The organism is Flexivirga oryzae (assembly GCF_014190805.1).
In the GTDB taxonomy this organism is placed as follows: Bacteria; Actinomycetota; Actinomycetes; order Actinomycetales; family Dermatophilaceae; genus Flexivirga; species Flexivirga oryzae.
In genome coordinates this window covers 1,299,473-1,323,870 of the sequence record NZ_JACHVQ010000001.1, presented here as the reverse complement: position 1 = coordinate 1,323,870, position 24,398 = coordinate 1,299,473, and the positions used below count along the sequence as shown (strand labels likewise).

The 24,398-nt window shown below is 68.8% G+C and carries 22 protein-coding genes; 6 read left to right on the top strand and 16 right to left on the bottom strand.

What is annotated here, in order from left to right:
• Genes FHU39_RS06085 through FHU39_RS06075 form a run of 3 tightly spaced genes read right to left on the bottom strand, consistent with a single transcriptional unit; the run spans position 1 to position 3,477 of the window.
• Positions 1–1,233, bottom strand: a complete 1,233-nt coding sequence (locus tag FHU39_RS06085; protein WP_343065748.1) for a winged helix-turn-helix domain-containing protein — start codon at positions 1,231–1,233, stop codon at positions 1–3.
• 10 nt (positions 1,234–1,243) lie between these two features.
• Positions 1,244–2,224 carry an asparaginase domain-containing protein gene (locus FHU39_RS24915; protein WP_221185149.1) on the bottom strand — a complete coding sequence of 327 codons (981 nt, stop codon included), beginning with the start codon at positions 2,222–2,224 and terminating at the stop codon, positions 1,244–1,246.
• Positions 2,225–2,283: 59 nt separating this feature from the next.
• Positions 2,284–3,477, bottom strand: a complete 1,194-nt coding sequence (locus FHU39_RS06075; RefSeq protein WP_183319525.1) for an MFS transporter — start codon at positions 3,475–3,477, stop codon at positions 2,284–2,286.
• Positions 3,478–3,737: 260 nt separating this feature from the next.
• Here FHU39_RS06075 and FHU39_RS06070 point away from each other — a divergent pair, with 260 nt between their 5' ends.
• Positions 3,738–3,911 carry a hypothetical protein gene (locus FHU39_RS06070; RefSeq protein WP_183319524.1) on the top strand — a complete coding sequence of 58 codons (174 nt, stop codon included), beginning with the start codon at positions 3,738–3,740 and terminating at the stop codon, positions 3,909–3,911.
• Between the two features lie 90 nt (positions 3,912–4,001).
• On the opposite strand, the gene FHU39_RS06065 is transcribed toward FHU39_RS06070, so the two are convergent.
• A complete protein-coding gene (locus tag FHU39_RS06065) occupies positions 4,002–5,423 on the bottom strand; it encodes a xylulokinase (RefSeq protein WP_183319523.1) in 1,422 nt (473 codons plus the stop codon).
• A gap of 121 nt (positions 5,424–5,544) precedes the next feature.
• Between FHU39_RS06065 and efeU the strand changes: the two genes are divergently transcribed.
• Genes efeU through FHU39_RS06050 form a run of 3 tightly spaced genes read left to right on the top strand, consistent with a single transcriptional unit; the run spans position 5,545 to position 9,650 of the window.
• Positions 5,545–7,110 carry an iron uptake transporter permease EfeU gene (gene efeU, locus FHU39_RS06060; RefSeq protein WP_183319522.1) on the top strand — a complete coding sequence of 522 codons (1,566 nt, stop codon included), beginning with the start codon at positions 5,545–5,547 and terminating at the stop codon, positions 7,108–7,110.
• A gap of 48 nt (positions 7,111–7,158) precedes the next feature.
• Positions 7,159–8,406: an iron uptake system protein EfeO gene (gene efeO, locus FHU39_RS06055; protein WP_183319521.1), complete on the top strand. Its 1,248-nt coding sequence runs from the start codon at positions 7,159–7,161 to the stop codon at positions 8,404–8,406.
• Positions 8,403–9,650, top strand: a complete 1,248-nt coding sequence (locus tag FHU39_RS06050) for a Dyp-type peroxidase (RefSeq protein WP_183319520.1) — start codon at positions 8,403–8,405, stop codon at positions 9,648–9,650. Before efeO ends, FHU39_RS06050 begins: the two co-directional genes overlap by 4 nt.
• A 94-nt stretch (positions 9,651–9,744) precedes the next feature.
• Here FHU39_RS06050 and FHU39_RS06045 read toward each other — a convergent pair whose 3' ends face one another.
• From FHU39_RS06045 to FHU39_RS06025, 5 genes are all read right to left on the bottom strand, one after another.
• Positions 9,745–10,701 (bottom strand): hypothetical protein, encoded by a 957-nt coding sequence (locus FHU39_RS06045; RefSeq protein WP_183319519.1) that lies wholly within the window; start codon positions 10,699–10,701, stop codon positions 9,745–9,747.
• Between the two features lie 339 nt (positions 10,702–11,040).
• Positions 11,041–12,528 carry a mannitol dehydrogenase family protein gene (locus tag FHU39_RS06040; RefSeq protein ID WP_183319518.1) on the bottom strand — a complete coding sequence of 496 codons (1,488 nt, stop codon included), beginning with the start codon at positions 12,526–12,528 and terminating at the stop codon, positions 11,041–11,043.
• 5 nt (positions 12,529–12,533) lie between these two features.
• Positions 12,534–13,361 carry a carbohydrate ABC transporter permease gene (locus FHU39_RS06035; protein WP_425484782.1) on the bottom strand — a complete coding sequence of 276 codons (828 nt, stop codon included), beginning with the start codon at positions 13,359–13,361 and terminating at the stop codon, positions 12,534–12,536.
• Between the two features lie 36 nt (positions 13,362–13,397).
• A complete protein-coding gene (locus tag FHU39_RS06030; RefSeq protein WP_246336380.1) occupies positions 13,398–14,318 on the bottom strand; it encodes a carbohydrate ABC transporter permease in 921 nt (306 codons plus the stop codon).
• Positions 14,319–14,337: 19 nt separating this feature from the next.
• Positions 14,338–15,714 carry an ABC transporter substrate-binding protein gene (locus FHU39_RS06025; protein WP_183319515.1) on the bottom strand — a complete coding sequence of 459 codons (1,377 nt, stop codon included), beginning with the start codon at positions 15,712–15,714 and terminating at the stop codon, positions 14,338–14,340.
• Between the two features lie 113 nt (positions 15,715–15,827).
• On the opposite strand from FHU39_RS06025, the gene FHU39_RS06020 reads away from it, so the two are divergent.
• Both FHU39_RS06020 and lpdA read left to right on the top strand, forming a co-directional pair.
• Positions 15,828–16,787, top strand: coding sequence for a sugar-binding transcriptional regulator (locus tag FHU39_RS06020; RefSeq protein WP_183319514.1), 960 nt, complete (start codon positions 15,828–15,830; stop codon positions 16,785–16,787).
• A 15-nt stretch (positions 16,788–16,802) separates the two neighbouring features.
• A complete protein-coding gene (gene lpdA / locus FHU39_RS06015; RefSeq protein WP_183319513.1) occupies positions 16,803–18,206 on the top strand; it encodes a dihydrolipoyl dehydrogenase in 1,404 nt (467 codons plus the stop codon).
• A gap of 164 nt (positions 18,207–18,370) precedes the next feature.
• On the opposite strand, the gene FHU39_RS06010 is transcribed toward lpdA, so the two are convergent.
• From FHU39_RS06010 to hisD, 7 genes are all read right to left on the bottom strand, one after another.
• Positions 18,371–19,099 carry an SseB family protein gene (locus FHU39_RS06010; RefSeq protein WP_183319512.1) on the bottom strand — a complete coding sequence of 243 codons (729 nt, stop codon included), beginning with the start codon at positions 19,097–19,099 and terminating at the stop codon, positions 18,371–18,373.
• Positions 19,096–19,845, bottom strand: a complete 750-nt coding sequence (gene priA, locus FHU39_RS06005) for a bifunctional 1-(5-phosphoribosyl)-5-((5-phosphoribosylamino)methylideneamino)imidazole-4-carboxamide isomerase/phosphoribosylanthranilate isomerase PriA (protein WP_183319511.1) — start codon at positions 19,843–19,845, stop codon at positions 19,096–19,098. Before priA ends, FHU39_RS06010 begins: the two co-directional genes overlap by 4 nt.
• Positions 19,846–19,983: 138 nt before the next feature.
• Positions 19,984–20,616 (bottom strand): imidazole glycerol phosphate synthase subunit HisH, encoded by a 633-nt coding sequence (gene hisH / locus FHU39_RS24070; RefSeq protein ID WP_183319510.1) that lies wholly within the window; start codon positions 20,614–20,616, stop codon positions 19,984–19,986.
• A complete protein-coding gene (locus FHU39_RS24065) occupies positions 20,613–21,236 on the bottom strand; it encodes a hypothetical protein (protein WP_183319509.1) in 624 nt (207 codons plus the stop codon). The genes hisH and FHU39_RS24065 overlap by 4 nt, the downstream gene beginning before the upstream one ends.
• 5 nt (positions 21,237–21,241) lie before the next feature.
• Entirely contained in the window at positions 21,242–21,850 is a 609-nt protein-coding gene (gene hisB, locus FHU39_RS05990; protein WP_183319508.1) for an imidazoleglycerol-phosphate dehydratase HisB, read from the bottom strand.
• Positions 21,847–22,956 carry a histidinol-phosphate transaminase gene (locus tag FHU39_RS05985; RefSeq protein WP_183319507.1) on the bottom strand — a complete coding sequence of 370 codons (1,110 nt, stop codon included), beginning with the start codon at positions 22,954–22,956 and terminating at the stop codon, positions 21,847–21,849. Before FHU39_RS05985 ends, hisB begins: the two co-directional genes overlap by 4 nt.
• Entirely contained in the window at positions 22,953–24,299 is a 1,347-nt protein-coding gene (hisD, locus tag FHU39_RS05980) for a histidinol dehydrogenase (RefSeq protein WP_183319506.1), read from the bottom strand. The genes FHU39_RS05985 and hisD overlap by 4 nt, the downstream gene beginning before the upstream one ends.
• Positions 24,300–24,398 lie beyond the last annotated feature (99 nt).

Here is a 24,398-nt window from a genome sequence, read left to right as displayed (position 1 = left end):
TCAGCCCGCTCTGCGCAGCTGCGCCGCGAGCGCGGGCGCGAGGTCGCCACGGCCGGCGACCCGGACATCGTCCAGCCCGAGCCAGTCGGCCAGCTCCCGCAAGGACTCGACGAGCTCGGGCGCGGTGCGCTCAGGGGCACCCGGCTCGGCATACGACCCGAGCACGTGCAGCACCCGTCCCTGCCGGTCGGCCTTCAGGTCGACCCGGGCGGCCATCCGGTCACCCAGCAGGAACGGCAGCACGTAATAGCCGTGCACCCGCTTGGCCTCGGGCACGTAGATCTCGATCCGGTAGAAGAAGTCGAAGAGTGCCTCGGTGCGCTCCCGGTGCCACACCAGCGGGTCGAACGGGCTGAGCAGTGCGCGCGCGTCGACCCTGCGCGGGATGGTCACGTTGCGTTGCAGGTATGCCGGACGGCGCCAACCCTCGACCGTGACCGGCAGCAGCTCACCGTCGTCCACCAGCGACTGCAGCGCGGTCGCGACCTGCTCGCGATGGACCGGGGACTCCTGCATGCGGAAGTAGTCGCGCAGGTCGAACTCGGTTGCCACGCCATAGGATCGGGCTGCGCGCCGCAGCAGCTCACGGGCCGCCTCGAGCGGAGTGGGCTCGGGCTGGTCGAGGATCGGGGCGGGGATGACGCGCTCGGGCAGGTCGTAGACCCGCTCGAACGCGGTGTTGCGCCGGGCGACGCTCAGCTCGCCGGCGAAGAAGAGGAACTCCAGCGCCTTCTTGGTCTTCGACCAGTTCCAGCCCCAGTTGTCGCGGGTGCGGGGCAGCCCGTCGTCAAGGTCGCGGGCTGTTGCCGGACCGCCCTGCTCGATCTCGCGGAGCAGTGCGCGGGGCAGGCCGGGATCGTCGGGCAGGCCGAACCATTCGTGGCCCCTGCCCCGGTGGTACTGCATGCGGTGCACCATGACCGGCCACAGCTCCACCGGCATGTATGCCGCGCAGTGCGCCCAGTACTCGACGAGCCGCCGCGGGCTGCGGCCGGACGCGCGGTCGAGCAGCCCCACGTCATACGGGCCCATGCGGGAGAACAGCGGCATGAAGTGCGCGCGCTGCAGCACGTTGACCGAGTCGATCTGCAACAGGCCGGTGCGCTCGACGGTGCGGGTCAGCGTCCGCATCGTCGGCCGCTGATGGCGGGTGTCGCGAAAACCTTGCGCCACCAGGGTGATCCGCCGTGCCTGGGCCGCTGACAACGATCCGGTGCTGGGGGGTGAGCTCACCTCGCCGACTCTACGTGGCACCACCGACACGGTCGCGGAACGCCGCCGCGGCGTCGTCCCCGGAGAGCCCGGACGCCAGCAGGGCCACGAGCAACAATCGGGCCTTGTAGGCATCCAGGCTCCCCGCGGGGAGCAGGCCGCGCGCCACGAGGTCGATCTCGTTGCCCGGACCGCCGTAGGTGGCGACGTGGACGGTGCCCGCGCCGGTGCGGGAGGCGAGCACGACCGGGCGATCGGCAGCGAGTGCGGCGGCGCGGTCGGCGATCTCCGGGCGCAGGTGCCCGACCCCGAAGGCGGCCACCACCAGTCCGTCCGCGTCCGCCACCGCGTCGAAGAGACCTCCGTCGTCGTCGAGCACGGTCACCATGAGCGGCACACGGACGGTGCGCGTGGGCGGTTGGATCGGGGTATGCCGCGCCACCCGCGTCACGACCCGGACCACACCCTCCTCGACGCGACCGAGCGGCCCCGCGCCCGGGGACACGAACGCACCGACGCTGCTGGTGTGCCGCTTCGCGACGAACCGCGCGGCGTGCACCTCGTCGTCCATGACGACGAGCGCACCGAGCCCGGCGCAGGCCGGTTCGGCGGCGACGCGCAGTGCCGCCACCAGGTTCGCCGGCCCGTCGGGGCCGGGCAGGCCCGGGTTGCGCATCGCGCCGGTGAACACGATGGGCTCGTCCCGGGCCCACCACAGGTCGAGGAGGAAGGAACTCTCCTCCAGGGTGTCGGTGCCCTGGACGACCACCACGCCGTCCGCACCGTCCACGACGGCCCGGTCCGCTGCTGCGTACAACTCCGCGAGGTCGGCGACGGTCAGCCGCGAGCTGCCGACGGACCGGAAGTCGATCACCTCGGCCGCGATACCGAGACCCGCAATGGCGGGCGCCTGCAGCAGGTCACCGCCCGAGAGCCGGACCACGGCACCGCCGCCGTCGGTGCCGGTCATGCTGATGGTGCCGCCGAGGAAGAACACCGCAAGTCGAGTCACGGCAGCAACCCTACGGTTCGGGGGCTACCCGTACTCGGGTTCGCGACGCGCGTGTGCCCTCAGGCCGCGAGCGCGTGCTGTGCAACACGTCCGCGGTGCACCTGGAGTGCGGCATACCCGGCGAGCGCCACGGCCGCACCGACACCCGACACGAGCAGGAATCCGCCGCCGAAGCCCCAGATGTCGATGGCCGCACCGGCGACCGGCGCCCCGAGCGCAGACCCGGCCGTCATGAACGAGCCGTGCCAACCCAGCGCCTCACCCCTGGCCACCGACGGGACCACCCGGCTCACCGCATCAACGGTCGAGGTGATCGTCGGCGCACAGAACAGGCCGGACAGCAGCGCGAGGAACGCCAGGGACCAGGTCCCGACCGCGAACGCCATCGGCGCCGTGACGACCGCCAGCCCGAGCAGCAGGAGGAACGGCTGCACCGGACGGGACAAGGCACCGTAGATCAGCCCGCCGATCAACGAGCCGGCTCCCCACGGAATGAGCACGATCCCCATCGAGCTCACGGCGTCGAAGTCACGCATCGCGGCGACGATGGCGACGTCGCTGCCACCGAGCACGATCGTCGACGCGGCCGCGGCCGCGCAGATCGCGAGGAAGCCCGCACGGAACCAGGCCCGGCGCGGGACGACCTGCCCGGCCGCGTCGGTCTCCGGGTCGGCAGAGCGCAACGGCGGGTTGACGACATACAGGACCAGACCGACGAGCACCCCGAGCATCTGCAGGCCGAAGAGCACCAGCCGCGTGTCGAAGACCGTCGCCAGCCAGACCGCGACGACGGGTCCGATCATGAAGGACAACTCGACACTCATCCCGTCGAGGGACAGCCCGGTGCGGCGGTCCTTCTCGGGCACCGCGGCAATGACACCCTGCCGGATGATGGAAAACGTGGGTACGACGAAAAGCCCTGCGATCGTTGCGAGTACGAGCAGCAACCAGTAGCCGACGAAGGGCGCGACGGCCCAGCAGACCGCGTTGATCACGAGCGAGGGAAGCACGACGCGGCGCAGGCCCAGCCGGTCGAGCAACCGTCCGCGCCACGGGCCCGACACCGCGATGGCGATGGTGGACCCGGCGGCCACCAGACCGGCCTCCGAGTAGGACCGGCCGAGCGACTGCACCACGTGCAGGGTGAGGACGACGCCCGCCGAGAAGATCGGGATCCGCAGCAGGAAACCGAGGAACAGCACCCGTCTCGCGTCGGTGATGTTCAGGACGTGCCGGTAGGGACGCAGGGACATGCGGGTGTCACTCCTTCGAGGTGTCGGAAATGCTTGGGCGATCCACGAAGGACCGTCTTCAATACTTCCATATCGAAGTTCGCCGAGCGACCGATTTATGCCCCGGGCGCGGGAATTCGGTTGTGACTCCCAGCACATCCGGAGCCGCCGCACATCGCTGCCGAAGATTTTTCGAAGAAGCTGGTCGCATCGGGAATTATCCGGAGTAACCCTCCGTTAACCCTTGTGTCCGAGGAGCCAGCCAGTGAAAGGACATCCGGATGCCACCACACACCTCACCGGTCGTACGACGCACAACGTCACGACTGCTCGACCAGGTGCACCGCGACACCGTGACCCGTAGCAACGCACAGGCGACGTCAGGACGCTGGCGGGAACTCCCCCGCATGCGACCCTACGCCGAACAGCTCGCATACGAGCGCGGCGAGGACTGACAACAACCACGCGACGAGCCGGCCCGTTCGAATCCTGTTACCAGGGAGTCGAATCGGCCGGCTCCCGACATTTTCCGGGGGCGTCGGTCCTCAGCCGACAGGCGCTCCCGGGTGCGTCGCGCCGAGCACCTCGCGATAACGCTGCGCTGCGAGCGCACCGGCGGCCGGATCGGACGGCTCGACCGTCGCGGCCACGGGCACACTCCAGTCCGGGGGCGTGTCGGCCCCGGACAGCGCCCAGGCGGCCTGCCGCGCGGCGCCGAGGGCGACATACTCCCCCGGCTCCGGCACGAGCACCGGGACACCGAAGATGTCCGATGCCGCAGCACGGACCGTCTGCGCGGCGGCGGCGCCACCGATCAGCAGCACTCGACGCGCGTGGATCCCGTTGCGGGACAACGCATCGATGCAGCCCTTGAGGTTGCACAACATGCCCTCGACGTAGGCGCGGGCCAGATGCGCGGGAGTGGAGTTCGCCCGGGTGATGCCGGCGAGCGTGCCGCGTGCGGTGGGCAGGTTGGGCGAGCGCTCACCGTCGAGGAAGGGCAGCAGCGTCAGTCCGCCGGCCCCGATCGGCGCCTGCGCCGCCAGCGCGTCCAACCCCTGGAGATCGACGTCCAGCGTCGCGGCCGCAGCCACCAACACCCGCGCCGCGTTGAGCGTCGCGAGCAGTGGCAGATGACGTCCCGTGGCGTCGGCGAAACCCGCCACCGCACCGCTGACGTCTCCGACCGCCCGGTCGTGCACGGCGAAGACCGCCCCGCTGGTGCCGAGTGAGACCACGACGTCGCCGGGCTCGATCGCCAATCCCAGTGCTGCCGCAGCGTTGTCGCCGGTGCCCGCGGCGACGAGCATGCCGGCCGCTGTGCGCCCGGCCGCCTCCGCGGGGCCGAGGACCCGCGGCAACCCGACATCCCGGCCGAAGGCCAACCGGACCAGGTCGCGACGGTACTCCTCCGTCACCGGAGACCAGTAGGCCGTGCCCGACGCGTCACCGCGATCGGTCGTCCATCCCTCGAACCCGTTGCCGTCAGCCAGGATCCGCCCGGTCAGCCAGTCATGTGGCAGCACCACCGTCTCGGTCCGCGCAGCATTGTCCGGCTCGTTGTCGACCAGCCAGCGCAGTTTGGTGCCGGTGAAACTGGCCACCGGCACCAGGTCGACCGCCTCGACCCAGGCTGGTGGCCCGCCGAACTCGTCGATCAACCGGGCCGCCTGCGGGGCCGAGCTCGTGTCGTTCCAGAGCATGGCATCGCGGACCAGCTCACCGGCCGCGTCCAGGGTGACCATGCCGTGCTGCTGACCACCGACGGCGATCGCGCTGACACCGTCCAGCAGGCCGCCGGAGCGGGCCGACTCGAAGGCGGTCCACCAGGCGGCCGCGGAGACCTGCGTCCCGTCCGGATGACTCGCCCTCGCCTGCCGTACGACGCGGCCGGTCGCGGCCTCGCAGACGACGATCTTGCACGACTGGGTCGAGCTGTCGACTCCGGCAACCAGTGGCTCACTCATCGACGGGTCCCTGGATCAGCATGACGCGAGGCTATCGGGTCCCGGATTGGCGGTCCCGGGAACACGGTCTATGCTCGGGTCGTTAGTTAAGGCTTGCCTAATCCGAGCGGAGAGGTGTCCGGTGCTCGCGACGTTCGTGATCGGCCTGCGTGAAGGTCTCGAGGCCGCCCTGATCGTCGGCATCATCGCGACGTTCCTGCGCAGCAACGGCCGCCGCCTGACGCCGATGTGGATCGGCGTCACCATCGCCATCCTGATCAGCGTTGCCGTCGGTGTCGTGCTGCGCCTCGTCGAGACCACGCTGCCGCAGGCCGCGCAGGAAGGCATGGAGACGGTCATCGGCGCCGTGGCCATCGTCTTCGTGACCGGCATGGTGCTCTGGATGGCGACGCACGCCCGCTTCATGAAGCGGGAGCTCGAGTCGGCCGCGCAGGACGCGCTCGGCGACGGCACCTCGCGCGCGCTCGCGGTCATGGCCTTCCTCGCCGTGCTCAAGGAAGGCTTCGAGACCGCGGTCTTCCTGCTCGCGACCTTCCAGGCGGCCAGCGACACCGCCGCCGCCGCCGGTGGCGCCGTCCTCGGCGTCTTCGCCGCGGCCCTGATCGGGATCGGCATCTTCCGCGGTGGAGTGCGGCTCAATCTGGGCCGCTTCTTCAAGGTCACCAGCGCCTTCCTGGTCCTCGTGGCTGCCGGGCTGGTGCTGACCGCGCTGCGCACGGCACACGAGGCGCACTGGCTCAACGCCGGCCAGCAACGCACGATCGACCTGCACTGGCTGGCACCCAACGGCTCGATCCGGGGCGCGCTGTTCACCGGCGTCCTCGGCATCCCGCCGGACCCGCGGGTCGTCGAGGTGCTGGGCTGGCTCTGCTACCTGGTGCCGATGACGCTCATCCTCTTCTGGCCGCAACACCACCGCCCCGGCGCCGCCGCGAGCCGCCGGATCAAGGTCGTCGCCGCCGGCACCTGCGTCGTCGGTGCAGCGGTCCTCTTCTTCGCCATACCGGCCGCAAGCCTGCAGGCGCCCGCGAGCGCCGGTTTGGTCGACGCCGGTGGCCAGCAGGTGGGCACCGCACGGCTGACCGGCGACTCGCCGCCCGCCCTCGTGCTGACCAGTGGTGGCACGACCAGCAAGGTGGCACTCTCGCACCCGGCCACCGAGAGCCACGCCGGCTTGACCACGACCCGCTACGTCGGTCACCCGAAGGCGACCGGGGCCACACCGGGCACGATCACCCTCGAGCAACTGATCGCGATGACCGGCAACAAGCTGCCGGTCGGATTCGACCCGACCCGCAACCCGGGTCCGTTCACCGCCCACTGGTCGCGCACGGCGACCGTCGACGTCTGGAGCTACGAGCACCACCTGCTCGACGCCACCGGCCGCCGCACACAGGTCGTGACCCTCACCGGTGGCGGCCTCACCACGCCGCGGACCATGTCGGTCACGCCGTCCGACGGCATCACCGCTGGCACCTGGTCGGTGGCTCCGTCATACGTCGACCGGGTCGGTCACGCCGCCCAGGCCCGGGACAACACCGCCGCCGAACGCGACTTCTGGCGGCACGTCGTACCCGCCGGTCTGCTCATCGCCGCGGTGGCGCTGCTCGCAGCCGCGCTGTGGTCGGCCCGTTCATCGTCCGAAACCTCCGTCACCGCCAAGGTCCCGGCCCGCTCGGCCGCCTGACCCGGCGTCCATCTCAACACCGATCGAATCACCTCACAAGGAGCACGCATGTCCCGTCGTACAACTCGCCGCGTCGCGGCGTCCACTCTCACCGCTGGTATGGCGGTGGCCCTGGCCGCCTGCGGTTCGTCCTCGAGTGGCGGCTCCACGGGATCCGGCTCATCGGCGGCCGGCGGTGCCGCGAAGTCGAGCAACGGCGTGACGCAGGTGCACATCACGTTGACCGGCGGCGACAGCGACACGTGCACGCTGGACACCACGACGGCCGCAGCGGGTCCGATCACCTTCCACGTCACCAACAAGAGCTCGACCGCGATCACCGAGGTCGAGCTGCAGAGCGACCAGCGGATCCTCGGTGAGAAGGAGAACCTCGCCCCGGGCCTGGCACCGGTGAAGTTCACCCTGACGCTGACCGGTGGCACCTACCAGGTCTACTGCCCCGGCGCGAAGCAGGAGATGCAGGACTTCAAGGTCACCGGTTCCGCACCGAAGTCGACCGGCGGCACCGCCAGCACGCTGCTGAACCAGGGTGTGAAGGGCTACGCGAAGTACGTCACGGGCACGGTGCAGTCGATGCAGACCGCCGTGAACAATCTGGTGGCCGCCGTCAACAGCGGAGACCTGGAGAAGGCGAAGAAGGAGTACGCACTCGCGCGCCCCTTCTACGAGAAGATCGAGTCCGACGTCGACGGCTTCGTGCTGCCCGGCTTCAAACCGACCGACAACGCGGGCAACCTCGACTACCTGATCGACATGCGACAGTCCAACCTGGACCCGAAGGTCGGCTGGCACGGCTTCCACGCCATCGAGAAGGACCTGTGGCAGGGCGGCAAGATCACCGGCAGCACCAAGAAGCTCGCCGCGGAGCTGAAGACCAACGTCGGCAAGCTGGTGGGCCTGACCAAGACGCTGAGCTACAAGCCGGAGGACCTGGCCAACGGTGCGGCGGGGCTGCTCGAAGAGGTGCAGACCGAGAAGATCAAGGGCGAGGAGGAGAAGTACAGCCACCTCGACCTGGTCGACTTCAACGCCAACGTCGAGGGCGCGCAGCAGGCCTTCGCCTTCCTCAAGCCCGGCCTGGACAAGATCGATCCCGCCCTCAGCAAGACCATCGCGAAGCAGTTCTCAGCCGTCGAGGGCAAACTGAACAAGTACCGTGACAGCAAGATCGCGGGCGGCTTCGTCTACTGGACGCCGGCGCTGCGCGCGAAGGACGCTTCGACTCTCAGCCAGACCGTGCAAGGTCTGCAGGACCCGCTGTCGAAGGTGGGTGAAAAGGTGGCGACTGCACAATGACCGATGGACACAGTGACGTCTCCCGGCGGCGCCTCTTCCAGGGTGCCGCCGGGGGCGTCGCGGTGGGAGCGATCGCGGCCGGAGGCGCCGCCTGGGGCCTGTGGCCCGAACAGGCGGCGGCCGCCGACCGCGATCAGATCGACCTGACGAACGCGCACCCGTTCTACGACGAGGCGCACCCGGCCGGCATCGCCACTCCCCCACAGCGTTACGCCATCTACATGACGTTCGACCTGGTCGACGGCACCCTCGCGACCGACCTACAGACGCTGCTCGCCCGCTGGACGGCCGCCATCGCACAGCTCATGCGCGGCCGTCCGGTCGGTCAGGTCCAGCCGACGCGCATCGACGCGGTCGGGGGCGACAGCGGTGAGGCCACCGGACTCGACCCGGCCAGCCTCAGCGTCACGGTCGGCCTCGGTCCGGGAGTCTTCGACAAGCGGTTCGGGTTGGCGGACAAGAAGCCTGCTCTGCTCGCCGATCTGCCTGCGCTACCGAGCGACCGCCTGACGAAGGCGACCACGGGTGGCGATCTGAGCCTGCAGGTCTGCTCCGACGACCCGCAGGTCGCCTACCACGCCGTGCGCAACCTTGCCCGGATGGTGCGGGATACCGCACAGACCCGCTGGGCGGTCCTCGGTTTCGGCCGCGCGTCCGCCGGGCAGGGGCAGGAGACACCGCGCAACCTCTTCGGTTTCAAGGACGGCACCCGCAACATCCGCACAACCGCCGATCTGGACAGGCACGTGTGGGTGAAGGACGGTTGGCTGGCCGGCGGCACCTACCAGGTGGTGCGCAAGGTGCAGATGAACCTGGAGATCTGGGACGCCGACATGGTCAGCGACCAGGAGACCATCTTCGGACGCACCAAGCTCGAAGGCGGACCCCTGTCCGGTGGAGGGGAGATGGCGACCCCCGACTTCACCGCCAAGGGCAAGGACGGGAAGACCAAGATCTCGCTGCGCTCGCACATCGCCCTGGCCGCCCACGAGAACAACAACGGCATCAAGATCCTGCGTCGCAACTACAACTACACCGACGGCATCAACCAGTTCGGTCAGCTGGACGCCGGGCTCCTGGTCCTCACCTACCAGAACGACCCCGCCAGCTTCATCGCGCTGCAGACCAAGCTCGGCGCATCCGACCTGCTGAACGAATACATCCAGCACATCGGGTCGGGCGTCTTCGCGGTGCCGCCGGCCCCCAGGACCGGCCACTACATCGGCGAGCAGCTCTTCGCATAACCCCATTCACCGACAGGCCCACCAATCACCGACAGGCCCAGAAACTCCACCTCCTCAGGCCCCGATAAGGGCGTATTGCTGAGCCCCTCGATCCTTAGGTGAGCCTGTCAGTTGGGAAGAACGCCCGTTTGGGGAGCGGGCCATCCGGCACGGGCCAACCACCGTCGAGCACCGCGCGCAGTCCGTATGCCGCAAGCACGGTGTGCAGCTTGCCGGGAGGCAGTGCTTCACCCCAGTCCCACCGCGCAACGTCATCGATCTCCGGGTGGCGGCGCAGGCGTTGCTCTCGCCTTTTCTCCGCGAGCAGGGCATCGACAGCACGTTGACCCGGATCTCCTTCTGCCACTCCGTATTTCAGGTCACCGTCGCTCTCGCCAACCAGCCCCAGCTGCGGCCAGTAGAAGTCGGTGCGGCCGACCTGGCCGTCGGTGTCGTCGAACCACTGCTGCAACTCCGGCATCGGCAGACTCGCTTGGAACATGCGGGTCCGGCTCAGGGACTCCAGTGGGGACTCCGCCCGGGCATCGGCCAGATGTATGGCGAGGTTCGCCATACTCCGGCCCCGTGCGCCCCTGGGCACCCGCTCCAGTTCGGCGAGAAGAGCCTCGCGTGTGGTGAGGCCCAGATGCAGTGCGCTGTCACACGCCGCAACGCCCGACTCGAGCCGTGCGTGCCGGGCGTGGTCGACGATCGTCCGCTCGTACGGCGTCACGCGCAGCGCACCGATCCCGACAAAGGCACTCGCCAACCCGGTTCGACGGCGCCGTACATGCGGCGTCCGACCACGCGTGCCCGGCGGCACGATGTACTCGACACGTGCAGGCGGCCGACCGATGGCCGGCAGGCCCCAGATGATCCGCGCAGTCTCGTGGGAGAGCGTCGGCGGCGCGCCAGCTGCGTCACTCACCGCGCACGCCATCAGGATGTGCGCGTCGTCGTCGCTGAGCCCATCGCACTCCGACGTGCAATATGCGTTGCGTCGCAGCTTGGCCGGCCGGATCCGCCCGGTGCCGCCGAGGTCGTTCAGAGCTCGCAACCGAAGCTCCGGCATCGAGTGCACCATCAAGTGGAGGCGTTCGACGTGTGCAGTTCGATCTTCGATGTGCCGGCTCAGTGCGGATGCCACGTCCGGGACTTCCGATACCAGGTTCATGAGCACTGACCGTGGCACGTGGCGCTCCGGGGCTGCAGAAGTTATCCACAAGGTCAGCGGCGACGGCTGAGCCGAGCGGCCCAGCAACGCTCGACAGGCTCAGCAACACGGCGGTTGCCCGCCGGATTTGCTAGGCCTGTCGAGCGTTTTCTGAGCCTTTCGGCAATGGATGGCCGACTGGGTGCCGCGTGTCGTGTGTCGAAGAGGTCAGCGGCGGCCGGCCGCGGAGCGTGTCAGTCAGTCGCCGAGGCGGGTGATCGTGTCCCGCAGCGTCTGCGCCGCGCCCTGGGCGTGCAGCGACTCCAGCGCCGCGATGTATGGCGCGGTGAACTCCTCCCGTTGCGCCAGGTCCCCGAACAGGCTCGGGTCGCGGATGAACGCCAGCCGGTCGTCGTCCTGCTGCGCTGCCGCGGCCATCACCTGCTCCTTGCGGTGATCGACGATCTCGATGGGTTCGCCGCGCTCGTCGACGCCCTCGGCATACCTCGCCCAGGATGCGACGACCAGCGCCGATCTGTCCACCGGACGGCCGGCCTCCAGGTCGGCCCGGATCACCGGAACCAGCCACTTCGGGATGCGGTCGCTGCTCTCGGCACACAGCCGCGCGAGCGTGTCGCGGATCTCCGGGTTGGCGAACCGTTCGATCAGCTCGTGCTCGTATGCCGTGAGGTCGACGCCCGGCACCGGCGGCAGCGTCGGCTCGCCCTCGTTCTTCATGTAACCGAACAGGAACCGGGCGAAGACGTCGTCCTGGGCGACCTCGTGGGCGTAGCGATGACCTGCGAGATAGCCGAGGTAGCACAGCGCCTGGTGACTGGCGTTGAGCAGCCGCAGCTTCATCAGCTCGTAGGGCATCACGTCGGGCACCACCTGGACGCCGGCGTCCTCCAACGGCGGTCTGCCGGTGGGGAATTCGTCCTCCAGCACCCACTGGGTGAACGGTTCGGTCACCACCGGCCAGCCGTCCTCGATGCCGAACTCGTCGGCCAGCCGCGCGATGTCCTCATCGGTGGTGACCGGGGTGATCCGGTCCACCATCGAGTTGGGGAAGGACACGTTGGCGTCGATCCAGTCGCCGAGGTCGGCGTCCTTCAGCCGGGCGAACGCGGTGATGGTGCGGCGTGCGACGTCCCCGTTGCCCGGGAGGTTGTCGCAGGTCATCACCGTGAACGGTGCGACACCGGCGGCCCGACGGCGCCGCAGTGCCTCGACGATGAAGCCGAAAGCCGTTGACGGCACGGCGCCGTCGACCAGATCGGGCTGGATCGACGGATGCTTCGGGTCGAACTCCCCCGTCACCTGGTCGATCAAGTAGCTGCCCTCGGTGATCGTCAACGACACGATGCGGGTCGCCGGGTCGGTCATCACCGCCAGCACCGCCTCGGGGTCGCTCGGTGCGTGCAGCAGCCGTTGGATCGAGCCGATGACCCGGGGTTCGAGCCGCCCGTCGGGATGCTTGACGACCAGGGTGTAGAGGCCGTCCTGCGCGTTCAGGACCTCCACGATCCGGTCATCCTTGGGCAGCACCCCGACACCGGTGAACGCCCAGTCGCCGGCGGCCCCTCCCGCCATCAGGTTGTCGACATACATCGCCTGATGCGCCCGGTGGAACCCGCCGACGCCCAGGTGGACGATGCCGGTGGTCATCGACGATCGGTCGTATGACGGCACCACCACCCGGGGATCGAGCGAATCGACCGTTGCGGCAGAGAGTTTCGTCGGCATCGACGTCACCGTACCGCGCCCATGGACAGACCCTGGACGAGCTTGTCCTGGGCAGCGAACCCAGCCGCGAGCACCGGCAGCGACACGACGAACGACGCTGCGCACACCTGGGCGAGGAACAGGCCCTGACTGGTCACGAACCCGGTCAGGAAGACCGGTGCCGTCTCCGCCCGGGTGCCGGTCAGCACCCGCGCGAAGAGCAGCTCGTTCCAGCTGAAGATGAAGCAGATCAGCGCCGCGGAGGCGATGCCGGGCATCACGACGGGTGCGATGATCTCGCGCAGCGTGCGGATCAGCCCGGCACCGTCGACCTGTGCGGCTTCCAGCATCTCCGCCGGGATCTCGGCGAGGAACGATCGCAACATCCAGACCGCGATCGGCAGATTCATCGACGTGTAGAGGATGATCAGCAGCCAGATGTTGTCCAGGAAGTGCACCTTCTCGGCGAACAGGTAGACCGGCAGCAGCGCTGCCACGACCGGCATGAACTTCGTCGACAGGAAGAAGAAGAGCACGTCGCTCCACTTCTTCACCGGCCGGATCGACAAGGCGTATGCCGCCGGCAGTGCCAGGCACAGCACCAGGATCGTCGAAATGACGCTCGCGGTCAGCGAGTTCAGGATCGGCGGCCACGGGTTACTCCCGAAAAATGACCGGTAGCCCTGAACGCTGAACGCCGACAACACTTTCGGTGGGTTGGCCGCTGCGTCCGTCTCCGAGTGGAAGGAGGTCCAGATCATCCAGACGACCGGGAAGACGAACAGCACCGAGATGATCCAGGTTGCCCCGGTGAGGAGCACTCCGGTGCGCTTCTTGCCGCCGGCTACCCGCATTTGTGGCCCGGCCTGAGCTGCTTTGACGGTAGTCATTTAGCGAGTCTCCTCACGGAAGAGGCTGAGCACGGTGCGCAGCGCGAAGGTCGCGATGATGATCGAACCGATCACCACGATCACACCGGCAGCGGACGCGGTGCCGTAATTGTGTGCGGAATAGAAGGTTTCGTAGATGTAGTACGGGAGGTTGGCGGTACCCAGACCACCGGAGGTGATGGTGAAGACCGCGTCGAAGTTCTGCACGATGTAGATCGCGCCGAGCAGTCCGGACAGCTCGATGTACTGCCGCAGGTGCGGGAGCGTCATGTTGGTGAAGATCTGCCAGCCGGAGGCGCCGTCGATCTTCGCCGCCTCCACCACGTCCATCGGGCGACTCTGCAGCCCTGCCAGCAGGATCAGCATCATGAACGGCGTCCACTGCCAGACCAGCGCGACGATGATCGAGATCAGCGGATGATCGCTGATCCAGTCCGGTTGGGGCGCACCGTCGCCGAAGACCCATTTCAGCACGCCGTTCAGCAGGCCGTACTGCGCGTTGTACAGCGCGTGCTTCCACAGCAGTGCTGCCGCTACCGGCACGATGAGGAAGGGCGTGATCATCAGCGTGCGCGCGACACTGCGGCCGCGGAACTTCCGGTCCAGCAGCAGGGCGATCGCGAGCCCGAGCACGAGGCTGACGACGACCACACCGACGGTGAGCAGGATCGTGACGATGATCGCCTCACGCGCGTCGACGTCGGTGAGCACCGTCTTGAAGTTGTCGATGCCTGCGAACCCACGGTTGTTCGGGTAGTAGGCGTTCCAGTTCATGAAGGAGATCACGACTGTCGCGAGGAACGGGATCTGCGTGACGATGATCATGAAGATCAAGGCGGGAAGCAGCGGCGCCCTGCGGGCCCACGCGCCGGCCTTCGCCAGCGACGAATTGCTCTGTGCGACTGCAGGTTCCGATGTCATGGTGGTGTCGGCACTCATGTCAGTCCTCCCCCGCTCGCTTGCGGTATTGCTTGGCCACGTCATCGGCTCGCTGCTGCCCGCTGCTCAGGGCGCTCTTGACCGACATCTTCCCGGCGATCGCCGAGCTGATGTCCTGACTCACCTCGGTGCCGAGGTTGGTGAACTCGGGTATGTCGACGAACTGCACACCGGGCGCCGGGCGTGCCTGGACGCCTGGGTTGTTCGGATCGACCGAGGAGATCGCGTTGAGCGTCGGCTCGGCGAACGCCTTGGCCTGGGCGACATACTTCGGGTTGGAGTAGAGCGATTTCCGGTAACCGGACGGCACCTGGGTCCAGCCCAGCTTCTGACCGACCAGCTGCTCGTACTGCTTGCTGCTCGCCCAGGAGATGAACTTCCAGGCGGCATCCTTCTTGGTGCTGGCCTGCTCGATCGCCCACGCCCAGGTGTAGAGCCAGCCGGAGTTCTTGGTCTTCACGACCGGCGCGGCGACGTAGCCGATCTTGCCCTTCACCGGCGAACCGGTGGCCTCCAACGACCCGGCTGCCGAGGTCGCGTCGTACCACATGGCGACGCTGCCTTGTGTCAGATCGTTGAGGCACTCGGTGAATCCGGCCTGGGCAGCGCCCTTCTCGCCATACTTGCGGACCAGGTCGACGTAGAACTGGGTGGCGTCGGTGAAGCCCTTGCCGTCGACCTGCGCCTGCCAGTCCTTGGTGAACCAGGTGCCGCCGAAGGTGTTGACCACGGTGGTGAGCGGCGCCATCACCTGGCCCCAGCCGGGCTGACCGCGCAGGCAGATGCCCGCCATCCCCGGCTTGGCACCGTTGACCTTCTTGGCGATGTCGGCGACCTGCTGCCAGGTCGGGTGCTTCGGCATCGTGATGCCCTTGGCCTTCAGGATGTCCTTGCGGTACATCAGGAAGGACGACTCCCCGTAGAACGGCTCTGCGTAGACCTTGCCGTTGACAGTGAGTGCCTGGCGCATCGGTTTCAGGATGTCCTGCTGGTCGAAGCCGGGGTCCTTGGCGATGTAGCCCGACAGTGGTGCGACCCAACCGGTCTTGGCGTAGATCGGGATCTCGAAGTTGGACAGGCTCGCCACGTCGTACTGACCGGCCTGCGCCGAGAACTCCTGGCTCGCCTTGTCACGCAGGTCGTCCTCCGGCAGCACCGTGTAGTTGACCTTGATCCCGGTCTTCGCGGTGAAGTACTTGTCGGTCAGCTTCTGCAGATCGACCATCTGCGGGTTGTTGACCATCAGCACGTTGATGGTGTTACCGCCGCCGCCGCCGACGCCACCACCCCATCCCGCAGCCGCACCGCAGCCGGTCACCGTCGTCATGGCGACAGCGCCCGCAGCGAGCACGGCGATCCGTCTCCTACGAACAGTCATGCGTCCTCCTGGTTTGCTCATATGAGCGTTATGGTGCGCAGATGAGTACAGTGTGGCATAAGCCACACTGTCGTGGGGACAAACCGGAGGACCACGTTGACGGAGGAAGCAGGATGAGCGACGACCCACAGCCCGGCGGCAGCACCGCGGCATCGGGACGAGCGCTGCTCGTCGACGTCGCCCGGCGCTTCTACCTGCAGGACCAGTCGAAGGTCGAGATCGCGGGGCACCTCGGGCTGTCCAGGTTCAAGGTCGCGCGGCTGCTGGAGACCGCGCGCTCGACCGGCGTGGTGCGGATCGAGATCGTCGGAGAACCGACCATCGACTACGCCCTGTCGACCCGCCTGTCCGAGGCACTCGGCCTCGACGGAGCGCTCGTGGTGCGCAGCCACGAGGGCCAGACCGCTGCGGAGACGCGACGTGACATCGGCGCCGTCGCGGCCGGCGAACTGACCCGCCTGCTCGGTCCGTCGGACGTCCTGGGCCTGCCGTGGTCACGTAGCGTCGCGGCAACCGTCGGCGCGCTGCGCAGCCTGCCGCCGGTGCCGATCGTGCAACTGTCGGGCGCGCTGGCCATCCCCGACCTGCAGTCGCCGGTCGATCTTGTGCGCTCCGCCGCCAACCTGAGCGGCGGTGAGGCCCATCACTTCTACGCGCCCCTGGTGGCGACCGACCCGGCGAGTGCGGACATGCTGCGCCGGCAGCCGGGCACCAGCGAAGCACTCGCGCACGTCGCGGACGTCACGGTCGCGGTGGTGGGTGTCGGCGGCTGGGCGGCCGGTGAGTCCACCCTGTTCGACCTCGCCACGACCGACGAGCGCGTCGCCATGCGCAACGCCGGCGCCATCGGGGAGATCAGCGGTGTCTTCATCGACGACGCGGGAGATGCGGTCGACGGAGGGCTCGCGGACCGCATCATCACGCTGTCCGACGAGCAGCTGGTCGGCATACCGACCGTCATCGGCCTGGTGAGTGGCGCGCCGCGCGCACCGGTCGTGCGCGCTGCGATCGCCGGCGGCAAGGTCAACCGCCTGGTGATCGATGAGACGCTTGCGCAGGCGCTGCTGGGATAGCGATATCGTCATACCGTGGCACAACACTTTGACGTCGTCGTCCTCGGTGCAGGCCCTGGTGGGTATGTCGCAGCGATCCGCGCGAGCCAGCTCGGCCTCAAGACCGCCATCATCGAGAAGAAGTACTGGGGTGGTGTCTGTCTCAACGTCGGTTGCATCCCGTCCAAAGCGCTGCTGCGCAATGCGGAGATCTCGCACATCCTGACCAAGGAGGCCAAGACCTTCGGCATCTCCGGGGAGGTGTCGATGGACTTCGGTGCCGCCTGGAAGCGCAGCCGCGGCGTGGCCGACGCCAGCGCCAAGGGCGTGCACTACCTGATGAAGAAGAACTCCATCACCGAGCTCGAGGGCACCGGCACGTTCACCGACGCGCACACGATCCAGGTGCAGCTCACCTCGGGCAGCACCGAGACGGTGACCGCCGACAACGTCATCATCGCGACCGGCGCGACAACCCGCCTCATCCCGGGCACCGAGCTCTCCGACCGGGTCGTCACCTACGAGGAGCAGATCCTCACCGAGGAGCTCCCGGGGTCGATCATCATCGCCGGGTCGGGAGCCATCGGCGTCGAGTTCGCTTACGTCCTCTCCAATTACGGCGTCGACGTGACGATCGTGGAGTTCCTGGACCGCATGGTGCCGACCGAGGATGCGGACGTGTCCAAGGAGCTGCTGCGGCACTACAAGAAGCTCGGCGTCAAGGTGATGCTCTCGACCAAGGTCGAGAAGATCGAGGACTCCGGCTCCGGTCCGGTCAAGGTCACCGTCTCCCCTGCCGGCGGTGGCGACTCCACCGTGTTGGAGGCCGACAAGGTGCTGCAGGCCATCGGGTTCGCGCCGCGACTGGACGGCTACGGTCTGGAGGCGACCGGTGTCGGCACGAGCGACCGGGGTGCGATCGCCGTCGACGAGCGCGGCCGCACCAACGTCGCCGGCGTCTACGCGATCGGTGACGTGACCGGCAAGCTGATGCTGGCGCACACGGCCGAGGCGATGGGTGTCGTCGCGGCCGAGACGATCGGCAACGCCGAGACCGTCGAGATCGACTTCGACATGATCCCGCGGGCGACGTTCTGCCAGCCGCAGATCGCGTCCTTCGGCTACTCCGAGCAGCAGGCGAAGGACAAGGGGTATGACGTCAAGACCGCGTCGTTCCCCTTCTCGGCCAACGGCAAGGCCCGCGGTATGGCGGAGACGGCCGGCTTCGTGAAGATCGTGGCGGACGCCAAGCACAACGAGCTGCTCGGCGCCCACCTGATCGGCCCGGAGGCCACCGAGCTGCTGCCTGCGCTGACCCTGGCCCAGAAGTGGGACCTGACCGCCGACGAGATCGCGCGCAACGTCTTCGCCCACCCGACGCTGTCCGAGGCGATGAAGGAAGCCGTCGAGGGCATCGTCGGCCACATGATCAACCTCTGACGCGCAAGCGGGGTCTCGCGGACGGGAGGCCCCCCCACCTGCCGAAAGGCTCAGAATCACCCCGAAAGGCCCAGCAAACCGCCACGATCTGCGGCGGTTTGCTGGGCCTTTCGGCAGTTTGTGGGCCTGTCGGTAGTCTGTTTGGGGCCGGTCGTCGAAGTGGGTCAGCCTGCCGAGACGACGGAGAACGCGAGGCCGTCGATGCGGGCGCGGGTCTCGCCGTCGGTCGCGATCTGCTCGCCCACCCGCTGTGCCAGCGCCTGCAGCTCCTGCTGGGTGAGTCCGGGCCGCACCGCGAGCACGACGCGCAGCTCCCCGGGGGCGCTGCCGGCCTCGCACCTGGCCTCGGCAATGTCGGGTTCGTCGGCAACGGCCTTCGAAACCGCCTGTCGGACATGGTCATCCAGGTGTGGCGGCCGCCAGCTGGCTCGCTGGGCCAGTGCCCACACCATGCTCGGCCGCAACACCAGCGACCGGGTGGCGACATCCAGCACCATCACGTCGCACTGCTCGGCGATCGCGGCCTGAGCCGCCAGCTCGGCTCGCACCGGCGATGGGCGAGCTTCTGGATCCCAGGCTGCGAGCGATGCCGTGTCGGTGAAGACCGGCAGCGCCCGCTCGCCCGACGGCGCGGTCAGCGTGACCACCGCCATGTCGGTGCTCTTCTCGACGACGTGCTCCCCCGACTCGTCCGCCTCCGCCAGCGTGGCGACGATCGGCACGAGCAACCGTGCCTGCGCCAGCGCGGCCATCAGACCCCCCTCGTCGCCCGCATCCTGCAGCGCGATGGCGAGCTGGGGGTCGATCGACCCGTCGTCGTTGTCGAACCCGGTGCCGGTCACCGCCCTCCCGGAGAAGGTCTGACCCGCGGAGTCGAAATGCTCGTGCGTCATGCGGTCGCCGGACGGCCGGCGAGGTCGAGGGCGTCCCCGAGCTCGAAGGCTCCCTTGTAGAGCGCCGAGCCGATGATCGCGCCCTCGACGCCGACCGGCACGAGCTCACGCAACGCGCGGATGTCGTCCAGGGTGGACACCCCGCCGGAGGCGACGACCGGTCGATCGGTGCGCGCGCAAACGTCTTGCAGGAGCGTGACATTGGGCCCCTGCAGCATGCCGTCCTTGGCGACGTCCGTGACGACGTAGCGGGCACAGCCCTCTCCGTCGAGACGCTCGAGGGTCTCCCACAGGTCACCACCCTCCCTGGTCCAGCCGCGCGCCGCGAGGGTAGTGCCGCGCACGTCGAGACCGACCGCGATGCGATCCCCGTGGGTCGCGATGGCCCGCGCCGTCCACTCCGGGTCCTCCAGCGCAGCGGTGCCGAGGTTCACGCGCCGGCACCCCGTCGCCAGTGCCGCGGTCAAGGACGCCTCGTCGCGTATGCCGCCCGACAGCTCGACCTTCAGGTCCAGCCGGCCGATGATGCTCGCCAGGAGCTCGGCGTTGCTGCCCCGACCGAACGCCGCGTCGAGGTCGACCAGGTGCAGCCACTCGGCCCCCGCGTCCTGCCACGCCGTGGCGGCCGCGAGAGGGTCTCCGAACTGGCCCCCGGTGCCGGCGACACCCTGGACGAGCTGGACGGCCTGGCCGTCGGCCACGTCCACGGCGGGCAAGAGCTCGAGTCTCGGCGCCTCGTCAACCATCGAAATCTCCTTGTGTTGTGACGTTTTCGATTGTGCAGGTGGTGGTCTCGATACGCCCTCCGCTAGCGCTCCGGGCTACTCGACCCGCGTGGGGGAACCCGCCGCTAGCGCTCCGGGCTACTCGACGGGCTCGGGCGATCACAGTGTGCGCAGCCAGTTCTGCACCAGGTGGGCGCCGGCATCGCCCGACTTCTCCGGGTGGAACTGGGTGCCCGTCAGCGGCCCGTCCTCGACCGCCGCGACGAAGCTCGCACCGTGCTGCGCGGTCGTCACCAGCGGGTTCCCCGCAACCCGGCTGTCGAGCAGCTGCGCGGCGGCATACGAGTGGACGAAGTAGAAACGTTGGTCCTCGACCCCCGCGAGCAGGCGCGAACCGGCGGCGGGCGAGAGCAGACTCCACCCCATGTGCGGCACGACGGGTGCGTCGAGGCGTTCGACGGTCCCAGAGAAGTACCCGAGGCCACTGGTTACGGGCCGGATGGACGTGGGTTCGGTCGACCCGTCGAAGAGCACCTGGAAACCGACACACACCCCGAGGACCGGTCTCCCGACTCGCAGCCGCTCGGCGATGATCTGCGGTCCACCGGCGTCCCGCAGCCCGACCATGCACGCGTGGAACGCACCGACACCCGGCACGTAGAGGCCGTCGGCATCCAGCGCGGCCTGCCGATCGGCGGTCAGCGTGACGTCCGCGCCGACCCGCTCGAGCATGCGGACCACGGAGCGGACGTTGCCGCTGCCGTAGTCGAAAACGACGATCCGACTGCTCACAGCTGCTCCAACTCGGTGCGGATTTCTTTGTCTTCCTTGGTGACTCGGGAGAATCGCTCGACGGCGCGCGCCGCTGGTTCGACCAGCACAGCACCCTCGGCGTCCTTGACCTGCCCATTGATGAGGCGTTCCCCCGGCAGCGCGAGCACCCCCATCAGGTCGGCGAGCACGTCGTCGATCAGTGCGGTGGGGTCGGTGAGGATCTCCCGGATCGCTCGCACGGACTCGGGTACGACTCCGGCAGCCATCGCCATGTCGCCTGGCCGGGCGGCCGGATGGCCCGGCAGCCCGGAGACCCCGTCGCCGCGCTCCCAGACCAGCCACCGCGGTAGCGCACGCCAGCCGCGCGGGTGTACGACCACGACACCCCTGTCGTCCAGCCGGAACAGTCCGAGCGCCGCGCGCATCCGGCTCGGCACGCGGCGGGCGAGCAGCAGGTGCACCGCATCGTCGTACGGCTTGCCGGCCTGCGACGGGCCGCCGGGCACGACGGCGGTCCAACCCGCCAGGGGTACGACGTAGGAAGGGACGACCCCCTGGCGCACCCATGCGGACACGGTCTTGACGTCGCCGTGCAACAGGAGCACGCCGGATCGTCGGGAGCGGACGGCGCGGGGCATGCGACCTACAGTGCACCCTTGGCGCTCGGGATGCCGACGACACGCGGATCCCGCGCGATCGCGGCGCGCAACGCCCTGGCGACCGCCTTGAACTGTGCCTCGACGATGTGGTGCGGGTCGCGGCCGGACAGGACACGCACGTGCAACGCGATCGCAGCGTGATGGCCGAAGCTCTCCAGCACGTGCTGGGTCAGCGAACCCGCATAGTTGCCACCGATGACCGCGTAGATCTGGCCTTCGGGCTCCCCGGTGTGCACGACATACGGACGCCCCGCGACATCGACGACAGCGTGCACCAGCGCCTCGTCCAACGGCACTGTGGCGTCACCGAAGCGGGAGATGCCGCTCTTGTCGCCCAGCGCCTCCCGCACGGCCTGGCCGAGCACGATCGCGGTGTCCTCCACCGTGTGGTGTGCGTCGACGTCGAGGTCGCCGGTCGCCTTGACCCGCAGGTCGATCAGGCTGTGCTTGGCGAAGCTCTCCAGCATGTGGTCGTAGAACCGCACCCCCGTGGACACCTCGCTCGCACCGGTGCCGTCCAGGTCGACCGACAGCTCGATCTGGCTCTCCTTGGTCGCGCGCTCGATCTGTGCCACCCGGTGATCGGTCGTCATGCGTATTCTCCTTCGAGCACCGCGCGCAGAGCGCGCAGGGCTGTGTCGTTCTCCTCCGGCGTCCCCGCGGTGATGCGCAGGTGGTGCGGGATCCCCACGTCGCGCACCAGAACACCCCGGTCCAGCAGAGCCTGCCAGGTCGCTGCGGCGTCGTCGAATCCGCCGACCAGCACGAAGTTCGCATCGCTGGGCACCGGCTGCAGACCGAGCGCGGCGCAGCCCTCGAGCAGATCGTCACGCGTCGTCTTGATCTTGTCGACCATCGCGAGCATCGTGTCGGTGTGCTCCAGCGCCGCGCACGCAACGGCCTGGGTCACCGTCGACAGGTGGTAGGGCAATCGCACGAGGCGCAGGAGATCGCTGAATTCCGTTGCTGCCGCGAGATATCCGAGCCGTGCGCCGGCGAAAGCGAATGCCTTGGACATGGTGCGGCTGACGACCAGCCGATCCCGCCCCGGCAACAGTGAGACGGCGCTTGGCGTGCCCTCCCGGGAGAACTCGGTGTAGGCCTCGTCGACGACGACGATCGCGCGCTCGGTGGCGTCGTAGACCCGGCGCACGATGTCGAGGTCGAGCGCGGTGCCCGTCGGGTTGTTGGGCGAGCACAGGAAGATCAACTCCGGATCGTGCCTACGCGTCTGATCCACCGCGAGGTCGCCGTCCAGGTCGAACTTCGACGGGTCCGCGTCGCGCAGCCCGTCGACCCAGGTGGTGCCGTTGCGCTCACTGATCAGCGGGTGCATGGAGTATGACGGGGTGAAGCCGAGCGCGGTCCGGCCCGCACCGCCGAAGGCCTGCACGATGTGCTGCAGCACTTCGTTGGAGCCGTTGGCCGCCCACACCTGCTGGGCGGTGACCGGCTCCCCCGTGGTGCGCCGCAGGTAACCGGCCAACAGCTCACGCAGCCGGGTGAATTCGCGATCCGGGTAGCGGTTGAGCGAGACGGCCACCTCGGCGACGTCGCGGGCGATCTGGTCGACCACCACCTGCGGCACCGGGTAGGAGGACTCGTTGGTGTTGAGCGCGACCGGCACGTCCAGCTGCGGCGCGCCGTACGGGGTCTGGCCACGCAGCTCCGGTCGGACCAGCTCCTGCAGCGAGCTCACTGCTTCTCTTCGAATCGCGCGGTCACGGCGTCACCGTGCGCCGGCAGGTCCTCCGCCGTGGCCAGGGTGACCACCGTGTCGGCGATGTCGGCCAGTGCGTCGCGCGAGTAGTCGATGACGTGGATGCCGCGCAGGAACGACTGCACGGACAGCCCGCCGCTGTGGCAGGCACACCCGCCGGTCGGCAGCACGTGGTTGGAGCCCGCCGCGTAGTCGCCGAGGCTGACCGGTGCGTAGTCGCCGACGAAGATCGCGCCGGCGTTACGGATCCGGGCGGCGACCGCCGAGGCGTCCCGGGTCTGGATCTCCAGGTGCTCCGCGGCGTAGGCGTCGACGACCCGAACGCCTTCGTCGAGACCGTCGACCAGCACGATGCCGGACTGCGGTCCGGCGAGCGCGATGCGGACCCGTTCGACGTGCTTGGTGAGCGCGACCCGCTCCTCCAGGGCTTCCTCCACCGCAGCCGCGAGCTCTGCGCTGTCGGTGACGAGCACGGATGCCGCCAGCTCGTCGTGCTCGGCCTGGCTGATCAGGTCCGCGGCCACCAGCTGCGCGTTGGCGGTCTCGTCGGCGAGGATCGCGATCTCGGTCGGGCCGGCTTCCGCGTCGATGCCGATCACACCGAGCAGCAGCCGCTTCGCCGCCGCGACATAGACGTTGCCCGGGCCGGTCACGAGGTTGACCGGCTCACAGACGGTTTCGCCCGACGTGTCGAGGGCGCCGTAGGCGAACATGGCGACCGCCTGTGCCCCGCCGACCGCGTAGACCTCGTCGACCCCGAGCAGCCCGCAGGCCGCCAGGATCGTCGGATCGGGGTAACCCACGAACTCGCCCGCGTTGGAACGCTGCGGCGGGCTGGCAACGGCCAGCGACCCGACGCCGGCGATCTGCGCCGGCACGACATTCATCACCACGCTGCTGGGGTAGACCGCCTGGCCGCCCGGCACGTAGAGGCCCACCCGCTCGACCGGCACGTGTCGCTCGGTCACCGTGCCGCCGGGCACCACCTGGGTCACGATCTCGGTGCGGCTCTGTGCCTCGTGCACGATGCGTGCCCGGCGGATCGACTCCTCCAGCGCGTCGCGCAGGGCCGGGTCGAGCCCGGCCACCGCCGCCTCGATCACCGAGTCCGGCACCCGCAGGGACGGCGGCCGCACCCCGTCGAACCGCTCGTCCAGGTCGAGCACCGCCTGCGCGCCGCCGGCATGAACCTGCTCGCAGATGGGACGCACGATGTCGAGTGCGGCCTCCACGTCGAGCTCGGCTCGGGGCAGCGTGTTGCGCAGCGCGAGGGCGTCGAGGTCACGAAGCGCCGCGCCACGCAGGTCAAGGCGATTGATCACGGCCCGATTCTAGTTGGCGTCGACACCGGTCCCGGCGCCCCGTCCGATCCCCGGAATCGCGGCCTCGCCGTGCGCACGTCGCGCCGGCCGCCTCCGGGA